Raw genomic sequence first — 3706 nt, 5'->3', positions numbered from 1 at the left:
CCGAACGCGCCCCGCAGCGCCCCGCGCCCGGCCCCTCGGGGCGCCCGCGACGCCCCGCGCAGGGACGTCCGCGGTCCGGCCCGGGCGGCCCGCGCCGTATCCGGCTCGGCAGCCACCGCCCCCGGCTCCGGCTGGTCAGCCTCGGACTGACCGTCGTGATGCTGGTCTTCGTCGTCAGGCTGCTCCAGGTCCAGGCGGTCGACGCCAGCGCGTACACGGCCAAGGCGGAGAAGAACCGCTTCACGAGCGTCACCCTGGCCGCCGAGCGCGGTGAGATCACCGACCGCGCCGGTGTGGCCCTCGCCAGCAGTGTCGACGCGCACGACATCACGGCCGACCCCAAGATGTTCACCCCCGAGGACAGCAGGGTCGACAACGCCCCCGAGCAGGCCGCGGCCCTCCTCGCGCCGATCCTCGACAAGGAGCCCGAGACGCTGGAGAAGCAGCTCTCGGTACCCAGGTCCCGCTTCACGGTGCTCGCCCACCGCCAGACCCCCCAGGTCTGGAACCAGATCAGCGACCTCAAGTCCGTCCTCGCCGAGAAGGCCGAGAAGGCGCGCACCGCCAAGGGCGCCGAGGCACCGGCCAGCGTCCTCGCCGGAGTCTTCCAGGAGCCCAGCAGCAAGCGCGTGTACCCCAACGGGAACCTCGCCGCCGGGATACTGGGATACGTCAACGCCGCCGGCCACGGAGGAGGCGGGGTGGAGTCCATGCTCGACAAGGAGCTCTCCGGCCAGGACGGCGAGATCACCTACGCCCACTCCGGCGGCCGGCGCGTCCCCACGGCGGGCTCGCGGGAGACCCCCGCCGTCCCGGGCACGGACATCGAACTGACCATCGACCGGGACATCCAGTGGGCCGCCCAGCGGGCCATCTCCGATCAGGTCACGAAGTCCAAGGCCGACCGCGGCTACGTGATCGTGCAGAGCACCCGGACCGGCGAGGTGCTCGCCATGGCCAACGCCCCCGGCTTCGACCCCAACGACATGGCACAGGCCGACCGCGCCGCCATGGGCAACGCCGCGCTCCAGGACGCCTTCGAACCCGGCTCCACCAGCAAGGTCATGTCCATGGCCGCCGTCCTGGAGGAGAAGGCCGCCGTCCCCGGCACCCATGTCACGGTGCCCAACCGGCTGCACCGCGGCGACCGCCTTTTCAAGGACGACATCGACCACCCCACCTGGTACCTCACGCTCAACGGGGTTCTCGCCAAGTCCAGCAACATCGGCACCATCCTGGCGACCGGCCAGCTCGGCAAGACCCAGCCGGAGGCCAACCAGGTCCTCCACTCCTACCTGCGCAAGTTCGGCATCGGCAGCCCCACGGGCCTCGGCTATCCCGGCGAGACCCAGGGCATCCTCGCGCCCCCGAAGGACTGGTCGACCTCCCAGCAGTACACGATCCCCTTCGGCCAGGGACTGTCGATCAACGCCATGCAGGCGGCCTCGGTCTACTCGACCATCGCCAACGGAGGCGTACGGATCGAGCCCACCCTGGTGCGCGGCACCCAGGGCCCGGACGGCCCCTTCACCCCCGCGCCTGCCCCCGAGAAGACCCGCGTCGTCAGCGAGAAGACCGCCAGGACGCTGGCCACCATGCTCGAATCCGTCGTCGGCGACGAGGCGGGCACCGGCACCAAGGCCCGGATCCCCGGCTACCGCGTCGCCGGCAAGACGGGAACGGCCAACCGCGTCGATCCCGTGACCGGGCGCTACAAGGGCTACACCGCGTCCTTCGCGGGCTTCGCGCCCGCCGACGACCCGCAGATCACCGTCTACTGCGCCATCCAGAACCCCACCGAGGGCAGCTACTTCGGCGGCCAGATCTGCGGCCCCATCTACAAGGAGGTCATGGAGTTCGCTCTCAAGAGCCTCCAGATCCCACCGACCGGCAAGAAGGCAGCCCCCCTGCCGGTCGAGTTCACACCCGGCGAGTGACCCAGGGAACCACCCAGTGACAACGATCACCCCCGACTCGGGGAACCACGACGACCCGTCCGTCCCCCCGTCAGACGGCCCCGGCACCGGGCGCCCCTCACTTGGCCCGCGGCCCGGTGAGCCCGGTACGCTCACCGCCGTGCCCCACGCAGATCAGTACCGAACCACCACAAAGGACGCGCCCGTGAACCACCCCGGAGCGCCCCGCCCCCATCAGGTCCGGCCGACCCCGCTCGTCGACCTGGCCGCCCGGCTGGGAGCCGAGCCCCCGGCCGACGGAGCGGCGACCGGCATCACCCACGACTCCCGGGCGGTACGCGCCGGGGACGTGTACGCCGCCCTGCCCGGTGCCCGCTTCCACGGCGCCGACTTCTCCGCCCAGGCGGCCGACCTCGGCGCGGCGGCGATCCTGACCGACCCGGCGGGCGCCGAACGCGCCGCCGCCACCGGGCTGCCGGTGCTGGTGACCCCCGATCCACGGGGCAGCATGGGTGAACTGGCCGCCGAGATCTACGGCCACCCCGGCGCCGACCTCCTCCAGATCGGCATCACCGGCACCTCCGGCAAGACCACGACCGCCTATCTCGTCGAGGGCGGACTGCGGGGCGCCGGACACCACACCGGCCTCATCGGCACCGTCGAGATGCGCATCGGCGACGAGCGCATCAAATCCGAGCGCACCACCCCCGAGGCCACCGACCTCCAGGCGCTCCTCGCCGTCATGCGCGAGCGCGGCGTGGACTCCGTCGCGATGGAGGTTTCCAGCCACGCCCTGGTGCTCGGCCGGGTCGACGGCTGTGTCTTCGACATCGCCGTCTTCAACAACCTCAGCCCGGAGCACATGGAGTTCCACTCCGGCATGGAGGACTACTTCCAGGCCAAGGCACGGCTGTTCACCCCCGAGCGCAGCCGCGTCGGCGTGGTGAACTTCGACGACGAGTACGGCCGCCGGCTCGTCCACGAGGCGGGCGTCCCCATCACGACGTTCTCCGCCGAGGGCCACCCCGACGCCGACTGGCGCGCCGAGGACGTCGAGGTCGGCTGGCACGGCAGCGTCTTCACCGTCGTCAGCCCCAAGGGCGAGCGGATCCGCGCCGAGGCCCCGCTGCCCGGCCCGTTCAACGTCGCCAACACCCTCGCCGCCGTCGTCACCCTCGCCGTGGCCGGAATCGATCCGCAGATCGCCGCCGACGGCGTCGCGGCCGTCCCCGGCGTCCCCGGCCGGCTGGAGCGGGTCGACGCCGGCCAGCCGTACCTCGCCGTCGTCGACTACGCCCACAAGACGGACGCCGTCGAATCGGTGCTGCGCTCCCTGCGCAAGGTCACCCGCGGCAAGGTGCACATCGTCCTGGGCTGCGGCGGCGACCGTGACCGGTCCAAGCGTCCCTCGATGGGTGCCGCGGCGGCGCGGCTCGCCGACACCGCCGTACTGACCTCGGACAACCCGCGCTCCGAGGACCCGCTCGCGATCCTCGCCGCGATGCTCGCGGGCGCCGCCGAGGTGCCCATCCACGAGCGCGGTGACGTCCTGGTCATCGCCGACCGCGCGGCGGCCATCGCGTCCGCGGTGTCGAAGGCGGCGGAGGACGACACCGTCCTGATCGCCGGCAAGGGCCACGAACAGGGCCAGGACATCGCCGGGGTGGTACGCGCCTTCGACGACCGTCAGGTGCTGCGCCAGGCCATCGAACGCTCCCGGCGCCAGACCGAGAGCACCGGTCGGGAATGAGGGGACCGTCCGGCGACCGGACGGCGGCGCCGGGTGCCGG

At 72.3% G+C, this 3706-nt stretch carries 2 protein-coding genes; both read left to right on the top strand.

Going from position 1 to position 3706, the window contains the following annotated elements; translation table 11 throughout:
* Positions 1-1937 (top strand): penicillin-binding protein 2 (locus GXP76_RS34570; RefSeq protein WP_242575573.1); only part of this gene is annotated, 1937 nt, incomplete at its 5' end.
* A 16-nt stretch (positions 1938-1953) separates the two neighbouring features.
* A complete protein-coding gene (locus tag GXP76_RS34565; RefSeq protein ID WP_242575572.1) occupies positions 1954-3666 on the top strand; it encodes a UDP-N-acetylmuramoyl-L-alanyl-D-glutamate--2,6-diaminopimelate ligase in 1713 nt (570 codons plus the stop codon).
* Positions 3667-3706: the final 40 nt, after the last annotated feature.

It is taken from the genome of Streptomyces sp. NP-1717, assembly GCF_022695985.1.
Classification (GTDB): domain Bacteria; phylum Actinomycetota; class Actinomycetes; order Streptomycetales; family Streptomycetaceae; genus Streptomyces.
Note: the sequence above shows the minus strand (reverse complement) of the source record. Positions and strands in the feature narration are given on the sequence as shown.